This window comes from Pseudomonas sp., from assembly GCF_036404235.1.
Lineage (GTDB): Bacteria > Pseudomonadota > Gammaproteobacteria > Pseudomonadales > Pseudomonadaceae > Aquipseudomonas.
The window spans coordinates 1-16379 of record NZ_DASWOT010000070.1 but is presented as its reverse complement, the minus strand read 5'-3'; the positions used below and the strand labels follow the sequence as shown (position 1 = coordinate 16379).

The following is a 16379-nucleotide window of genomic DNA, read 5'->3' as shown; positions in this document are numbered from 1 at the left end:
CGCCTGATTAGACTGCGCCACAACACCACCAGCCCTCTCAAGGACTTATATGATCAAGAAATGCTTGTTCCCTGCCGCCGGTTACGGCACTCGCTTTTTGCCAGCGACCAAAGCCATGCCTAAAGAGATGCTGGCAGTTGTTAACAAGCCACTGATCCAATACGGCGTAGAAGAAGCATTAGCCGCCGGTTTGACTGAAATTTCGATCGTTACAGGTCGTGGCAAGCGTGCTTTGGAAGACCATTTCGACATCAGCTACGAGCTTGAACATCAAATCAAGGGCACCGACAAAGAAAAGTACCTGGTCGGTATTCGCAAGCTGATCGACGAATGCACCTTTGCTTATACTCGTCAGACCGAAATGAAAGGCTTGGGCCATGCAATTCTCAGTGGTCGTCCATTAATCGGTAACGAAGCATTTGCCGTGGTGTTGGCAGATGACTTGTGCGTCAATCTCGACGGCGAAGGCGTTCTGGCCCAGATGGTCAAGCTGCACAATCAATATAAGTGCTCCATCGTTGCGATCCAGGAGGTCAACCCCCAGGAAACCAACAAGTACGGTGTGATTGCCGGCGAAGAGATCAAGCCAGGCCTGTTCCGCGTCACCGACATGGTCGAGAAGCCAAATCCTGAAGATGCGCCCTCCAATCTGGCAATCATCGGTCGTTACATTCTGACGCCAGACATCTTCGAAAAAATCGAGCAGACCGAGCCAGGCAAAGGCGGTGAAATTCAGATCACTGACGCCCTGATGAAACAGGCTGCCGAAGGTAACGTTCTGGCCTACAAGTTCAAAGGCCAACGTTTCGACTGCGGTGGCGCTGAAGGCTACATCGAGGCGACCAACTTCTGCTTTGAAAACTTCTATAAAAAACAGTAGTAGCGCCAGCGCGAAAGCGGTTGTACTGGCTTTTGCCATACTGCTGTATGTAAGACAAAGCCACCTTCGGGTGGCTTTGTCGTTTCTGTCTTACGGCGCTGACCGATGGCGCTTTAGCGGTTATGCTAGCGATCTGTTAAGGAGGAAATGATGGCCTACGACTTCGACCTGTTTGTGATTGGTGCTGGCTCGGGCGGCGTGCGTGCAGCACGGTTTTCCGCAGGTTTTGGCGCGCGAGTGGCTGTTGCCGAAAGCCGTTATCTGGGCGGTACGTGCGTCAATGTCGGTTGTGTGCCGAAGAAGTTGTTGGTGTACGGGGCGCATTTCTCTGAAGAGTTCGAGCATGCGAAAGGGTTTGGTTGGACCGTGGGTGAGACCTCATTCGATTGGTCGACACTGATCGCCAACAAGGATCGTGAAATCCATCGACTCAATGAGATTTACCGCAACCTGCTCAAAAGCAGCGGTGTCACACTGATAGAAGGGCATGCCAGACTCCGCGGCCCCCATGAAGTTGAAATCAACGGTCAGATTCATACTGCCGAGCATATCCTTATCGCGACCGGCGGCTGGCCACAGGTGCCTGAGTTCCCTGGCAGGGAGCATGCGATTACCTCTAACGACGCATTCTTCCTCGATCAGCTTCCCAAACGAATTGTAGTGGTTGGGGGTGGTTACATTGCCGTGGAGTTCGCCTCTATCTTTCTTGGCATGGGGGCCGATACGACACTGATGTACCGGGGCGAGCTGTTCTTGCGCGGTTTCGATGGCAGCGTGCGTCAGCATCTGCGCGAAGAGCTGACCAAGCAGGGGCTGGGTATTCAATTTAATACAGACATCGCGAGCATCGAAAAGCTGGCCGATGGCACATTGCAAGTTGAATTGAAGGACGGCCGCTCACTGAACACCGATTGTGTCTTCTACGCGACGGGACGTCGGCCAATGCTCGACGACCTGGGCCTTGATACGGTCGATGTTCAGCTCAATGGCAAGGGCTTCGTCGAAGTCAACGACAACTACCAGACCAGCGAGCCCTCGATTCTCGCTATTGGCGATGTCATAGGGCGCGTCCCGCTGACGCCGGTGGCGCTGGCTGAAGGAATGGCGGTCGCCCGTCGGCTCTTCAAACCCGATGAATACCGCCCGGTTGACTACACTCACATCCCGACTGCGGTGTTCAGTTTGCCCAACATTGGCACTGTTGGCCTAACTGAAGAGGATGCAAAAAAAGCGGGACACCAGGTTCACGTCTTTGAGAGTCGTTTTCGGCCTATGAAATTGAGCCTGACAGACGATCAGGAGCGCACATTGATGAAACTGGTGGTGGACGTGAACACTGACAAGGTGCTCGGATGCCACATGGTGGGGCCGGATGCGGGCGAACTCATCCAGAGTTTGGCCATCGCGCTTAAGGCGGGCGCCACCAAACGGATTTTCGATGACACGATTGGTGTGCATCCAACTGCGGCAGAAGAGTTTGTAACCATGCGCACGGTCACACGCTGACCTTTCGCAGGATGTAATAGTCGTCAGCCCGGTGTCATGGACGAGGCCCGGGTCGTAAGGTAAGAAGAGGGAAGGATCCATTTTGAACAGCAAGAGCTTGCCGGCATCTATGCCCTTGAATCGCGTAGGACCAGACGACAACGAGCTGCCCAAGGCTGAGGCGCTGCGAGAAAGCGAGCGGCAGTTTCGTACGCTTGCCGACAACATGAGCCAACTGGCGTGGATTGCCGATCCTGCTGGAGGCATCTATTGGTACAACGCGCGCTGGTACAGCTACACCGGCACTTCGCTTGAGGCGATGCTGGCGTTGGGCTGGCGCTCGCTCCATCATCCCGATCATGTCGAGCGGGTCAACGCGCGCTTGACTCGATGTTTCGCCACCGGCTCGATCTGGGAAGACACCTTTCCGCTGCGTGGCAAGGACGGGCTTTATCGCTGGTTTTTGTCGCGTGCGCTGCCCATTCGTGATGAACAGGGACGTATCACATACTGGTTGGGCACCAGCACCGACATCACCGCGCAAGTGAGTGCCGAGGAAGCGTTGCGCGAGCTCAATGACAGCCTGGAGCAGCGAGTTGCTGCGCGTACTCGTGAGTTGGCGACTGCCAACCAACTGCTGCAAGTTGAGATCATCGAGCGCGCCCATGCCGAGGAAGCCCTGCGTCACGCGCAAAAGATGGACGCCATCGGTCAACTCACCGGCGGTATCGCCCATGACTTCAATAACATGCTCACTGGCGTGCTCGGGGCATTGGATCTGATCCAGCGCCGGGTTGCTGCCGGGCGCGTGACCGACATCGATCGCTATATCGAGGCCGCCATGAGTTCGGCCAATCGTGCAGCTTCACTCACGCACCGGTTGTTGGCATTTGCCCGTCGCCAGTCGCTGAACCCGCAGCCGGTGGACGTCAACTGCATGGTGGTTTCCATGGAGGAGCTGCTGCGTCGCACTATCGGAGAGAATATCGAACTGCAAGTCGACCTCAGTCGTTCGATGCGGCTGATCAATACCGATGAGCATCAGTTGGAAAACGCGTTGCTGAATCTGGTGATCAACGCCCGGGATGCGATGCCGGAAGGCGGGCGATTATTGATTCGTACCGAGGTTGTTCATGTCGATGTGGCACATGATGGGTTGACCCCGGGGGACTATGTCCGTCTTGGTGTTCGGGACACGGGTTGCGGAATGTCGTCCGAGGTCATTGCCCGAGCTTTCGACCCGTTTTTCACCACCAAACCTATCGGTCAAGGGACGGGGCTTGGTTTGTCGATGGTTTACGGCTTCATTAATCAAACGGGTGGTCATGTGCTGCTCGACAGCGTTGTGGCAAAAGGCACGCGGATCGAGTTGTATTTGCCGTGCCATGCGCAGCCTGATGAGCGACTTGCTTGCGTCGACGAAGGGCCGGCGTCGCCTCGGGCAAATCAGGGTGAGTGTATATTGGTCGTCGAAGACGAGTCGGATGTACGCATGCTGGTTGTCGATGCGTTACGAGACCTAGGCTATTGCGTGCTTGACGCGGCGGATGGGCCGGCTGCATTGGCGGTTTTGCAGGGTGGCGAACGTATTGATTTGCTGGTCAGTGATGTGGGTCTGCCAGGGATGGATGGCCGTCAGCTCGCTGAGATCGCCCGCCAATATAGTCCTGGGTTGAAGGTGTTGTTCGTCACGGGCTACGCGCGTAATGCCCAGGTGCGTGGCGACTTTCTCGCTGAAGGCATGGACATGCTGGCCAAGCCTTTCAGTGTCGATGACCTTGCACAGCGGGTGCGCAGGCTGATCGAGGCCGCGTGAAGCAGCGCCCTCGGCGCTGATTCCAGACCGCAGGTCCTAGGGCTTAGGCTCAAGTGGCACATGTTCGGAGTTCTCAGCAGTGGGGGCTTCTTCTTTCTTGGTTTTTTCCGCCCGCAGATTCTCCAGTGCCACTTCGGTCTTGATCAAAATCAATTCCAGCACACGACTCTGCTGCTCGCGTTCTGTCACGCGTAGTTTCAGCTCTTCGCTTTCGCTTTGGGCTTTTTGCAAGCGCTCTTGCAGCAAGGCGCAGTGGGTTTGCGAGTGTTTGAACTGATCGCCCAGTGTTGACGCCTTTGTTTCTGACTGTGTTAGTTGGGCCAATCGCTCATTCAACTCTCGCGCTGTGAGTCGAGCCTCGGCCAGCAGTCGTTCGTTATCTCTGTTCAGTTGGGTGAGCTCGTCCTGGCGAACTGACGCCTGCTGTTGCGCCTGGCGCAGCTCCATCTGTACTTGCTGCACTTGGTGTTCATGACGGCGCTGCTCTTGTTCGCGCTGATCCTTGATCGCGTTGCGGTAATGCTCCAGCGCGTCGCGGGTGTGCAGATGCTTTTCCTCCAATGAGCGGATCTGTTCGTCTTTGTCTGAAAGGCGCGCTGTCATGTCGCTGAGCGCTTGGTTCAGGCGGGCATTGGTCGTTTGCTCGGCTTGTAACGTTTCTTGGGTGGCGTTTAGGGCCGCCGTTTGCGCGTTGAATGCCAGGGTCTGCGCGGTATAGCGATCACTGAGTTCGCTCAACTGCTTTTCCGTGGATTTCAATGCATCACGCATCAGCGTTTCTTTTGCATCCAGTCTGGCCTGCGCCTCGTCCAGCTGTACCTGGGCTTGCTCTCTCAGGCGCTGTGAAAGTCGGGCCACCAGGGTTGTCAATTCATCGTCGATTTCTGGAAGAGGGTGCTCACTGATGGAGTCGTCCAGTTCGCGCAAATAGCGGTGGATAGTGGTTTTTGAGCCCGTATTGCCCATTTCAATACGTACTGCATCAATGCTGGGATGTTCGCCACGGGCGAGCAATGCCAGCCGCGCAGCCTGCACCACTGCCTTGTTTACGCCGCCACGAGCCATATCTTCCCCTACGATTTCGTACTGTGGTACGTAATAACTATTACGTACTATGATTCAAGAATATTCTGCGCTATAAATTCAAGATTATGAAGCGGGATATACTGGTATTATCCCGCGTCATGGGCCATTACTGCTTTTTTGCGTGGTTTTTCTGTACGTCAGTGGAGCCAACTGCTTGATGAATGATCTTGATCGATACCTTGAGGCGGCCACTCGCGATAACACGCGTCGCAGCTATCGAGCGGGCATTGAGCATTTCGAGGTGGAGTGGGGTGGGTTTCTGCCGGCGACGGCCGAGGGTGTCGCGCGCTATCTCGCCGCGTACGCCGGTACGCTCTCGATCAACACCCTGAAGCTGCGGCTGTCAGCCATCGCGCAGTGGCACAGCAGTCAGGGATTTGCAGATCCCACCAAAGCGCCCATGGTGCGTAAGGTGTTCAAAGGCATTCGGGCGTTGCACCCGGTTCAGGAAAAGCAAGCGCAACCCTTGCAGCTACACCATCTGGAGCAGGTCATTGACTGGCTTGATATCCAGGCACAGCAGGCTGCCGCTCGCGGGGATCATTCGGTCGTGTTGCGTTGCCGGCGCGACTCAGCGTTGATCCTGCTGGGTTTCTGGAGGGGGTTTCGCAGCGACGAGTTGTGTCGCCTGCACGTGGAGCACGTCCAGGCGGTGTCGGGTTCGGGCATTACGATGTATCTGCCGCGCAGTAAAAGTGATCGGGATAATCTCGGCAGCACCGTACAGACGCCCGCCCTGCAACGGCTCTGTCCGGTGCAGGCTTATATCGAATGGATCAATTGTTCGGCGTTGGTTCGCGGTCCGGTGTTTCGCGCGGTTGACCGCTGGGGCCATCTGGGCGAAGAGGGGCTGCACGCCAACAGCGTCATTCCGTTATTGCGCCAGGCGTTGGCGCGCGCGGGTATTCCCGCAGCCCAATACACCAGCCATTCCCTGCGTCGAGGCTTTGCCAATTGGGCACACCGCAGCGGCTGGGACTTGAAATCCTTGATGAGTTATGTAGGTTGGAAGGACATTAAATCGGCCATGCGTTACATCGAAGCATCGCCGTTTGTCTCATTCGAAAAAACCAACGAAGGGATCAGACAAATTTCTTCTATTAACAAACCTCTTTTATAGTGAAAACCAATCGTGCGCATGAGCTTTACCAATGAGCCGATGCCGACGATTGTGCGTAAGATCCTCCCCATAGATTTCACAACCCCTAAGGAGATTCACCCGATGCCTATCATCAACAGCCAAGTAAAACCGTTCAAAGCAGCTGCATACCGTAACGGCGACTTCGTAGACGTGTCGGACGCAGACCTGAAAGGCAAATGGTCTGTAGTGTTCTTCTATCCGGCTGACTTTACCTTCGTCTGCCCAACCGAGCTGGAAGACCTGGCTGACAACTACGACGCTTTCCAGAAACTGGGCGTTGAAATCTACAGCGTGTCGACCGATACCCACTTTGCTCATGCTGCCTGGCACAACACCTCGCCAGCAATCGGCAAAATCAAATACACCATGATCGGCGACCCAACCTTGGCCATCTCCCGCAACTTCGACGTGCTGATCGAAGAAGCAGGTCTGGCTGATCGCGGTACTTTCGTGATCAACCCAGAAGGTCAGATCAAGATCGTTGAGCTGAACGACGGCGGTGTTGGCCGTGACGCTTCCGAACTGCTGCGTAAAATCAAGGCAGCTCAGTATGTCGCTGCTCACCCGGGCGAAGTTTGCCCAGCCAAATGGAAAGAAGGCGAGGCCACTCTGGCTCCGTCCCTCGACCTGGTCGGTAAGATCTAAGTCCTGATGAAAGGGACCGGGAGCGATGAGCTCTTGAGCATGTAAACCGCATCGCCCCCAAAAAATGCCCGGGCGGTCAACGCTCGGGCTTTTTTTTAAGTCCTGAAAAGCTTTTGACTCTTGAAAAGCACTACATCTTTTGAAAAGGAAGCCGCCTCATGTTGGACGCCAATCTCAAAGCTCAATTGAAATCGTACCTGGAGCGCATCACTCGCCCAATCGATATCGTCGCGTCCCTCGATGACGGCGCGAAATCGCAGGAAATGCTGGCGTTGCTCAATGACATCGTCAATAGCTCCAGCCGAATCACCCTGAAAACCGACGGCACCGATGTGCGCACACCATCGTTCGCATTGAACAGCCCAGGCGAAAACATCAGCCTGCGCTTTGCCGGTCTGCCCATGGGGCATGAGTTCACGTCGTTGGTATTGGCGTTGCTGCAAGTGGGCGGCTACCCATCCAAGGCCAGCGAAGACACGATCGAACAGGCTCGCTCGTTGACGGGGGAGTACAAGTTCGAAACCTATTTCTCGCTAAGCTGCCAGAATTGCCCGGATGTGGTCCAGGCGCTGAACCTGCTGGCGGTGCTGAATCCGAATGTGCAACACGTGGCCGTTGAAGGCAGCCTGTTCCAGGCGGAAGTGACTGAACGTCAGATCATGTCGGTGCCGAGCGTTTACCTTAACGGCGAACTGTTTGCCCAGGGTCGTATGAACCTGGAAGAAATTCTGGCGAAGATCGACACCAGTGCCGGTGATCGTCAGGCTGAAAAGCTCAATGCCAAAGAGGCGTTTGATGTGCTGGTGGTCGGCGGTGGGCCAGCCGGTTCCGCTGCGGCAATCTACGCGGCCCGTAAAGGCATTCGTACCGGTGTTGCGGCTGAACGCTTTGGCGGTCAGGTGCTCGATACCATGGCGATTGAGAACTTCATCTCCGTGCAGCACACCGAAGGGCCGAAACTGGCTGTGGCACTGGAGGAGCACGTCAAGGAGTACGAAGTTGACATCATGAACCTGCAACGCGCCGATCAGCTAATCCCTGGCAAAAACGGCGAACTGCATCAGGTCAGATTCGCCAACGGTGCGGTGCTGAAATCCAAGACAGTGATCCTCTCCACTGGCGCACGCTGGAGGGAGATGAACGTCCCGGGTGAGCAGCAATACCGCAACAAAGGCGTGGCGTACTGCCCGCATTGCGACGGTCCATTGTTCAAAGGCAAGCGTGTTTCGGTGATCGGCGGTGGTAACTCCGGCGTTGAAGCCGCCATCGACCTGGCCGGTATTGTGTCGCATGTCACGCTGCTTGAGTTCGACAGCAGCTTGCGGGCTGACGCTGTGCTGCAACGCAAACTGCACAGCCTGCCGAACGTGACAGTGCTGACCAGTGCGCTGACCACCGAGGTGACTGGCGATGGGCAAAAGGTCAACGGCTTGCGCTACAAAAACCGCATTACCGGCGAAGAACTCACCATAGAACTGGAAGGCATCTTCGTGCAGATTGGTCTGCTGCCCAACAGTGAGTGGCTTAAAGGAACTGTCGAGTTGTCGCCTCGTGGAGAGATCGTCATAGATCCACGTGGTGAGACGTCGATTCCTGGTATTTTCGCCGCGGGTGACGTGACGACTGTGCCATACAAGCAGATCGTGATTGCACTGGGTGAGGGGGCCAAGGCTTCGCTGAGCGCATTTGATTACCTGATCCGCACCAGCGCACCGGCTTGACTCTCTGAGCGGTCGGACACTGAAACAAAAAACCTCATGAGTGATCCTGAGGTTTTTTTATTTCGGCGATAGGTCGCTATAAATGTGTGCGCCGGCATGCTCGCCAACGGTGCTTCGGGTTGACGAGATGTCAGGGCTCTGGGGTTTTTTAGCCAACCGGTGTTGGCTGAATGATTTCCACCCAATACCCGTCAGGGTCTTTGATGAACGCCAGGCTTTTCATGCGGCCGTCAGTCAAGCGCTTCTGGAAATCGACGCCCAGCGCTTCAAAGCGCTCGCAGGCGCTTTGTACATCCGGCACGGAGATGCAGATGTGACCGAAGCCGCGCGGGTCGGTGTTGCCGTTGTGGTAGGCGAATGAAGGATCGTTTTCGGTGCCATGGTTATGGGTCAATTCCAGGATGCCCGGAATGCCTTTCATCCACACGGTGCGTGCGGCATCGTCTTCGGGGATCTGTGCCTTGTCCACCAGCGCCAGGAAGTACAGGCTGAATTCTGCTTCTGGAAAGTCGCGCTTTTCGACCAGGCTGAAACCCAGCACGCGGGTGTAAAAGTCCAGCGAAGCGGTGGCGTTTTTAACGCGCAGCATCGTGTGGTTGAACACAAATTGCTGAGTGCTCGCTTCGGGGTGAGCGGTGACACCGGGGAACGTGTTCAGGTCGTGCAGGCTCATGGATAGCTCCAGATGAAAGGTGCAAGTATTCCGAAATAATACGGCGCTGATGGCGGCGAGCCAAACACTAATGCACCTAACCAACGGTTTGTCCTTGTTCCCGAGGTATTGCTGGCTCACACTTTCCGGCTCGTCGCTCAGGTATCGAACATGGCTTCTCTGCATTACAGAACGTTGTTGATCGGTGCGTGCCTGCTGTCAGGCATCAGTTGCGCGCAGGCGGGCGATTCGCTGATTACCTGGCCTGCGGGCTGGGAGGTGGAGTCTTTACCTCCTTCAGACACAGCGACAGACTCGCCTTCAGTGCAGATTCGTCAGCGCGCGGTGAAAAACGACGAAAACGGTGATCCTGCAATGGTCGTGGAACTGACGCAGTCGCATCTGCAAGCGGGGCATGCCGTGAATGTGCAGGGCGTACTGTTGCAAATGCGCAAAGCGATACAGGTCAACTTCGCCCGGAGCGGGTTTCAGAGTGTCTGCACTCAGATGAAAGAAAGCACGCTGAGCGGGATGCCAGCGATGGAAACCACCTGCACCATTACGCAAAACGGTGCGCATGTGATGACGCAAACGCTGGTCGCCGCAGCGGACAAAGAGATGGCGTGGTCGTTGTCGTATGCCGGATCCGCCGCAGGCTACGCCAGCAACAAGGATGAGGTATTGCGCATTAGGGAGGGTTTGCAGCTTAACACCGCGCGATGAATGACCCGATTGCAGGCAATGAGCGTAAGCGCGAAGCATAAAGAAGCCCGCCGAAGCGGGCATGGGGTGCTAATCCTTTAGCTGTGTCCATCCTGAGGGGCGACGTGTGAAAAAAATGTGAAGAGAAGCCCATGTTGCATCCATGCTCCGACGCTTATAGGCACACACACATGTTCCATGTGGTAAAGGTCGAAAGACAAATGGATTCTTTCAAAAGTCTCAACGATAACTTCGATTGCACTGTGTCAAGCGGGGGCGGTTGAGTATGTTGCGTTGCAATAAAAAGATCAGATGCCGTGCGGTTCATGGCGCACACTGCGTATCAACTTAAACGAACTTGAACGAACGACCTGGCATTGTTGCATTTTGCGTATGTATCTTGGGATCTGCTATATCGCCGGCAGCGCGTTAAATTAACAGCGTCAATAAAAAGCCCCGGCATGCGGGGCTCTTGTGTCATCGACATTTATATCGGAACAGTGAAATCAGCCGCGCAACCAGGAATCGACTGTGTCGACACCGTATTGCTCTTTCCAGGATTTCAAACCGCGGTGATTGCCACCTTTGGTTTCGATCAGTTCACCCGTGTGCGGGTTTTGGTAAACCTTCACAACGCGAGCACGACGACGTTTGGGGCCTGCTAGCACGGCAAACGATGTCGATGGATTCGGATCGAGGATCGCGATGATGTCACGTAGGCTCTTGTCGTAGGTTGTCATCAAACTCTGCAATTTCTGTTCGAATTCGATCTCCTTCTTCAGTCCGGCGTCATTCTTCAGGTTTTCCAGCTGTGCGAGCTGCTCCTGAAGGGCTTTTTCTGCTGCTCGAAACTCGGCAAGTCTGGACAAATAGTGTACTCCGACGGTGAATGGCTGTTATCAGCCCAACGGAAGCGACATAGACGCTGTTCATGGTCTTGTGCTCATTGTGTTTTCTACCCCGCAGTCCCCCACATGATTGATCAATCACGGAAACTAACGATGAACTGTCAGCTGCACGTCAGTGGGGAAAGGTAGTTGTAGTTTGCTACGGGCAAATCATGCACGTTTTTTTTCACTTAGAAAACAGTCTTTATGCAATTTACTATATGAAGAAGGCATTACCACTTATGGGCTTCTGACAAAAACTGTACTGAGTGGACTAGATCGGTGTAAGTAATTTCCGAGACTTGGGTCAAGTTGGAAACTATCGACGGTTACTCAGCCTAATCGTGTGCGCTCTACAGCCCTTGTTGCAACGCAGGGTCGTCCGGGTTCTGCTGTTCAAGCTCGGCGAGCAGCACCTGTACTTTTTGCAGTTGCCCGTTTTCCTTCCAGTAATGAATCAGCAGGATGCGTGCGCGACGGTTGGCGGGTTGACGTTGCAGAATATCTTCCAGTTGCCGCTGGGCGGGTTCCAGTTGCTCCAGATCGTGAAGCGCCACGGCCAGATCATATCGATAGCCAGTGTTTTCTGGCTCAAGCTCCACCGCCTTGGCAAGCGCGAGCAGGGCATATTCATGCTGACCGTGGCCCAATAGCCAAAGCCCAAGTGCGTGTTGCAGCAATGAGGATTGCGGATGCTTGTCGAGCAATTGTGCTAGCTGTTGGCGAGAGCGATCGGTCTGCCCCTGTTTGTCGAGCAGTTCAACCTGTGTCAGGCCGGCCTGTAGATTGTGAGGCTCCAGACTTAACGCCAGTTCCAGCGCGGCGGCAGCCTTTTGCTGCGCGCCTGTGGTCATGTAAAGCCTGGCCAATTGGACTTGGCTTTGTCCGCTCGGTGGCTGCGCTGCCAGCGCGCTTTCATATTGTTCGGTAACCAGCTGCAGCGGCCCGAAATACAGCCCGACGTCGTCCGGCGTCAAACCCAGCAATGCGTTGGCGGCGCTAAAACGTACGGCTTGGTCAGGGTCTTCCAGCAGTGGACCGATCAACATGCTGCGTTGCGCAGCAGGGACCATCGCACCGACGGCATCGATTGCGGCCTGGCGGCTCAGTACAGACGACTGCTTGAGGCCGGCTTTCAGTAACTTGAGCGCCTGAGGACTGGGGTAGTTGGCAAGCTCGGTCAGCAAGCCTGCCCGACGGATATCTGACAGGTCGGTCCGGCCCAACTGCTGGTACAGCACGCGGGCGGCCCCAGGCTTGCCGTTATGCGCCAGCTCCAGCGCCTCGGCGTAGTTGTGACTGAGCGGCGCGGCAGTGGGGGTGGCGTTCCAGCTCCGGTGAATCAGTATCCCAACGATAGCCACCGTAAACAGCAGTGCGAGCGCTATTGCAAGCGGCCAGCGACGGCGACTATTGGAAGTGGGCATGGAGGTGGACGATGGGCCCTGGGAAGGCGATTTTGGCATGTCGATTTCCATTTCTATAGGCTCAGCAGCTTCGGGGAGTGACCGCTGTGTGTCAAACGGCAATCGTCTTTGGTGTTTGTCCGGCTCCGAAAATAAGCCAATAAAAAGCCCTGCACCTTATGAGTGCAGGGCTTGAGGGGCGACCCGTGAGACGCCTCGTCGCGCTTGATCGAGTATCAGGCGCTCGGCTGCCAGCCGCCGCCCAACGCTTTGTAAATCGCGACGATGCCGCGATAGACCTCGATTTCGGCCTGGGCCTGGGTGTCTTCTGCCGCCAGGCGCTCACGTTCGGCATCGAGCAGGACGAGGAAGTCGGCCGTGCCTTCGCGGTACTGGATCGAGGCCAGGTTGGCGGCGGAGCGGCTGGACTCACTCTGACGCACCAGCGACACCAGGCGCTGTTGGCGCTTGTCGTAATCACTGAACGCGTTCTCGGTTTCTTCCAGTGCCAACAACACCTGTTGCTCGTAGTTCGCCAGCGCACCTTCGGCATCAGCGTTGGCGCCACGAATACGCGCTCTTACGCTGCCCAGGTCAAAGGCTGCCCAGGTGATGCTCGGCCCCAGGCCCCAGGCTTGGGCGGCTCCCGACCCCAGTTGTGAACCACGGCTGGCCGTAAAGCCCAGGAACCCACTCAAGCTGACCCGCGGGAACAGGTCTGCAGTCTGTACGCCGATCCTCGCCGTCTGTGCCGCCAATTGGCGTTCGGCACTGAGAACGTCGGGACGGTTATGCAGCAACCTGGTTGGATCGCCGATCGGTAGCGCTTTGGAGATTGCTGGCAGCTTGGTCGGGCTTAGGTCCACAGTCATTGCATCAGCGCGCTCACCCAGCAAGGTCGCGATACGGTTTTTCTCGCGCACTTGCTCGGCTTGCAGTTGTGGAATGGTTGCTTCCACCGCCGCCAGTCGAGCATCGGCACGTACTACGTCGATTTCGTTACCCACGCCTTCGTCGCGTAATTGCACGGTGACGCCACGGGAGTTTTGCTGGTTTTTCAGGTTATCCCGGGCAATCCCTTCACGCAGTTGTGCGCCACGCAGTTGACCGTACGCATCTACCAACTCGGCAATCATGGTCACTTGCAGTTGATACAGATTGGCTTCGGCCACTTGCTGATCCGCCTCACTGGCTTCCAGTTCTCGCTGGATGCGACCAAACAGATCGATTTCCCACGCCATGTCCAGGCCCAGGTCATAGCGCTCCTGGTTGACTCGGTGCTCGGTTTCCCCCGGCACCTGAGCTCGACCGACCTGGCTGCTGGCGCGGCTGGTCACCACGGGCATGGCATCGTTACTGATGTCATCGCGGATGGCGCGAGCGGCCTTCAGGCGGGCGAAGGCAATGCGCAGCTCGCGGTTACCTTGCAGCGATTCGGCCACTAGCTTGTTCAGGGTCGGGTCGTCGAACTGCTGCCACCAGATGGTTTCTGTGTGTTCGCGGTCGTATTTGCCTTGAGCGGCCTGAATATTGGCTGCGGCGGTATCCGGCGTCTTGTAGTCAGGGCCGACGGCGCAGGCCGCCAGCGCCAGGACCAACAGGCTCGGCAGGAAGAGTTTTGCAGCCTTCATTAATGAGCCTCCGAAGCGATGTTCTGAACGCGCAGTGCCTTGGCTGCTTTACGCGCCTGTTTGCGTTCTACGTGGTTACGAATCAGGACATAGAAAACCGGCGTCAGTAGCAGACCGAAGAAGGTCACACCAAGCATTCCGGAGAACACCGCGACACCCATGGCGTGACGCATTTCGGCACCGGCACCGCTGGACAGAACCAGTGGCACCACGCCCATGATGAAGGCGAACGAGGTCATCAGGATCGGACGCAGACGCAGACGGCAGGCTTCCAAAACAGCCTCCAGCGGGGTCTTGCCTTTCTCTTGTTCATCCTTGGCAAATTCGACGATGAGGATCGCGTTTTTACACGCAAGGCCCACCAGTACGATCAAGCCGATTTGGGTGAAGATATTGTTGTCGCTGCCCGCAATGATCACACCGGCAATGGCTGACAACAGCGTCATCGGTACGATCAGGATCACCGCCAGTGGCAGGCTCCAGCTTTCATACAAGGCCGCCAGCACAAGGAACGCCAATAGCACGCAGAGCGGGAATACCAGCAGCGCCGTGTTGCCCGAGAGAATCTGTTGATACGTCAGGTCGGTCCACTCGTAGGTCATGCCGTTGGGCAGTTGCTCTTTGAGCAGTTTTTCTATCGCTACCTGCGCCTGGCCTGAACTGAAGCCCGGGCCTGCCGCGCCGTTGATCTCGGCAGTGATGAAGCCGTTGTAGTGCATCACGCGGTCCGGGCCTGAGGTGTCGGTGACCTTGAGCAGCGTTGCCAGCGGTATCATCTCGCCCAGGTTGTTGCGTACTTTCAACTGACCGATCTGTTCGGCGTCCTGACGGAACTGCTGTTCAGCCTGAACGTTGACTTGATAGGTGCGACCGAAACGGTTGAAGTCGTTGGCATACAGTGAGCCCAGGTACACCTGCAAGGTGTCGAAGATGTCGCTGATCGGAACGCCATGGGTCTTGGCTTTCTCACGGTCGATGGCCGCATCGACCTGCGGCACGTTGACCGTGTAACTGGTGAACAACCCCGCCAGTTCCGGCACGCTGCGGCTTTTGGTGATGATGTTCATCGTCTCTTTATAGAGCTCGTCGTAGCCCAGGTTGCCCCGGTCCTCGATCTGCAGACGGAAACCACCGATGGTGCCCAGGCCCTGAACCGGCGGCGGCGGGAAGATCGCCATGTAGGCTTCCTGGATCGAGCTGAACTTGCCGTTCAGTGCTCCGGCAATGGCACCGGCCGATTCGCTGGCAAGCTTGCGGTCTTCAAACGGCTTGAGGGCCACGAAGACAATGCCGGAGTTGGGACTGTTGGTGAACCCGTTGATAGACAACCCGGGAAAGGCAATCGCATTTTCAACGCCCGGCTGCTTGAGGGCGATCTCGGACATCTGCTTGATCACGTCTTCGGTGCGGTCCAGGCTCGCAGCGTCCGGCAATTGGGCGAACGCCACCAGGTATTGCTTATCCTGCGCCGGAACGAAACCGGTGGGTGTGCTGGAAAACCCCAGCCAGGTCAAGACGATCAGCCCCGCATATACCACCAGTGCCACACCGCTGACGCGAATCACCCGACCGACCGCACCGACATAACCATTACTGGCCTTGATGAAGAAGCGGTTGAAGGGACGGAACAGCCATCCACCCAACAGTTTGTCGAGGAATTTCGAGAAGCCGTCCTTTGGCGCGTTGTGGCTGCGCAGCAGCACGGCGGCAAGCGCTGGCGACAGGGTCAGGGAGTTGAACGCCGAGATGACGGTCGATATAGCAATCGTCAAGGCAAACTGTTTATAGAATTGCCCGGTGAGACCGGAAATGAAGGCGGCCGGTACGAACACCGCACACAGCACCAGGGCTGTTGCGATGATCGGGCCTGTCACCTCTTTCATGGCGATTTGCGTCGCCTCCATCGGCTCGTGTCCAAGCTCGATATTACGCTCGACGTTCTCCACCACCACGATGGCATCGTCCACCACGATGCCAATGGCCAAGACCAATCCGAACAGCGACAAGGCGTTGAGCGAGAAGCCAAACAAGTGCATGACGGCGAAGGTACCGATCAACGACACCGGCACGGCGGCCAGCGGGATAATCGAAGCGCGCCAAGTCTGCAGGAACAGGATCACCACCAGAACCACGAGGATCAGCGCTTCGAACAAGGTATGAACCACCGCTTCGATAGAACCACGCACGAAGATCGTCGGGTCATAAACGATGCTGTAGTCCATGCCTTCGGGGAAGCTCTTCTTGAGCAGTTCCATTTCGGCGCGCACTTCGTTGGAAATATCGATGGCGTTTGAGCCAGGGCGCTGGAAAATCGGGATTGCGACCGC

Annotated in this window: 11 protein-coding genes and 2 pseudogenes; 7 read left to right on the top strand and 6 right to left on the bottom strand. The window is 56.3% G+C overall.

Annotated elements, in window-relative coordinates; translation table 11 throughout:
* The first annotated feature begins 49 nt into the window (after nt 1–49).
* The 3 genes and pseudogenes from galU to VGC62_RS08705 form a co-directional block, all read left to right on the top strand.
* Entirely contained in the window at nt 50–880 is an 831-nt protein-coding gene (gene galU / locus VGC62_RS08715) for a UTP--glucose-1-phosphate uridylyltransferase GalU (RefSeq protein ID WP_331186670.1), read from the top strand.
* Between the two features lie 150 nt (nt 881–1030).
* Nucleotides 1031–2386: a glutathione-disulfide reductase gene (gorA, locus tag VGC62_RS08710; protein ID WP_331186669.1), complete on the top strand. Its 1356-nt coding sequence runs from the start codon at nt 1031–1033 to the stop codon at nt 2384–2386.
* A gap of 118 nt (nt 2387–2504) precedes the next feature.
* Nucleotides 2505–4181: pseudogene (locus VGC62_RS08705) on the top strand (ATP-binding protein); the annotation flags it as partial.
* Between the two features lie 36 nt (nt 4182–4217).
* Here VGC62_RS08705 and VGC62_RS08700 read toward each other — a convergent pair.
* Nucleotides 4218–5246 carry a DNA-binding protein gene (locus VGC62_RS08700; protein ID WP_331186668.1) on the bottom strand — a complete coding sequence of 343 codons (1029 nt, stop codon included), beginning with the start codon at nt 5244–5246 and terminating at the stop codon, nt 4218–4220.
* Nucleotides 5247–5424: 178 nt separating this feature from the next.
* Here VGC62_RS08700 and VGC62_RS08695 point away from each other — a divergent pair, with 178 nt between their 5' ends.
* The 3 genes from VGC62_RS08695 to ahpF all read left to right on the top strand — a co-directional run bounded on the left by VGC62_RS08695 (nt 5425) and on the right by ahpF (nt 8774).
* Entirely contained in the window at nt 5425–6387 is a 963-nt protein-coding gene (locus VGC62_RS08695; RefSeq protein ID WP_331186667.1) for a site-specific integrase, read from the top strand.
* A gap of 102 nt (nt 6388–6489) precedes the next feature.
* Nucleotides 6490–7053, top strand: coding sequence for an alkyl hydroperoxide reductase subunit C (ahpC, locus tag VGC62_RS08690; protein ID WP_331186666.1), 564 nt, complete (start codon nt 6490–6492; stop codon nt 7051–7053).
* Nucleotides 7054–7211: 158 nt separating this feature from the next.
* Complete coding sequence (gene ahpF / locus VGC62_RS08685; protein WP_331186665.1) at nt 7212–8774, top strand: alkyl hydroperoxide reductase subunit F; 1563 nt, start codon at nt 7212–7214, stop codon at nt 8772–8774.
* Nucleotides 8775–8922: 148 nt separating this feature from the next.
* Here ahpF and gloA read toward each other — a convergent pair whose 3' ends face one another.
* The gene (gloA, locus tag VGC62_RS08680; RefSeq protein ID WP_331186664.1) at nt 8923–9447 is read right to left on the bottom strand and encodes a lactoylglutathione lyase; all 525 of its coding nucleotides are present in this window, start codon (nt 9445–9447) and stop codon (nt 8923–8925) included.
* Between the two features lie 70 nt (nt 9448–9517).
* Here gloA and VGC62_RS08675 point away from each other — a divergent pair.
* Nucleotides 9518–10149: pseudogene (locus tag VGC62_RS08675) on the top strand (DUF4946 domain-containing protein).
* Nucleotides 10150–10634: 485 nt separating this feature from the next.
* On the opposite strand, the gene VGC62_RS08670 reads toward VGC62_RS08675, so the two are convergent.
* From VGC62_RS08670 to VGC62_RS08655, 4 genes are all read right to left on the bottom strand, one after another.
* Nucleotides 10635–10997, bottom strand: a complete 363-nt coding sequence (locus tag VGC62_RS08670; protein ID WP_331186663.1) for a histone-like nucleoid-structuring protein, MvaT/MvaU family — start codon at nt 10995–10997, stop codon at nt 10635–10637.
* Between the two features lie 371 nt (nt 10998–11368).
* Nucleotides 11369–12481, bottom strand: a complete 1113-nt coding sequence (locus VGC62_RS08665; RefSeq protein WP_331186662.1) for a tetratricopeptide repeat protein — start codon at nt 12479–12481, stop codon at nt 11369–11371.
* 176 nt (nt 12482–12657) lie between these two features.
* Nucleotides 12658–14052 carry a TolC family protein gene (locus tag VGC62_RS08660; RefSeq protein ID WP_331186661.1) on the bottom strand — a complete coding sequence of 465 codons (1395 nt, stop codon included), beginning with the start codon at nt 14050–14052 and terminating at the stop codon, nt 12658–12660.
* The coding region (locus VGC62_RS08655; protein ID WP_331186660.1) for an efflux RND transporter permease subunit at nt 14052–16379 on the bottom strand (2328 nt) is incomplete at its 5' end. The genes VGC62_RS08660 and VGC62_RS08655, both read right to left, overlap by 1 nt.